The 312-nt window shown below is 38.1% G+C and carries 1 pseudogene; it reads right to left on the reverse strand.

Going from position 1 to position 312, the window contains the following annotated elements:
- Nucleotides 1–312, reverse strand: a pseudogene (locus EGI22_RS24155) (hypothetical protein); the annotation flags it as partial.

Genomic DNA, 312 nt, shown 5'->3' on the forward strand with positions numbered 1-312 from the left:
TAATGTATTAATTGTTACTGTTGTTTGGGCGGTTGCTGTACATCCATTGACATCAGTCACACTTACTGTATATATGCCTCCGGCATTTGAAGTAGTATTTATAATTTGTGGATTTTGAGAACTTGAACTGAATCCATCTGGACCTGACCAACTATATGATGTTCCACCTGTTGCATTTAAATTCAAAGTACCTCCTAGGCAAATAGGTGAATCATTTCCAGCTGTTGGTAATGGTAAAGGATTAATTGTTATTGTAGTTTGAGCAGTTGCAGTGCACCCATTGGCGTCGGTAACCGTAAGTGTATAAATTCC

The sequence above is a fragment of the Lacihabitans sp. LS3-19 genome (assembly GCF_024343575.1).
GTDB lineage: Bacteria > Bacteroidota > Bacteroidia > Cytophagales > Spirosomataceae > Leadbetterella.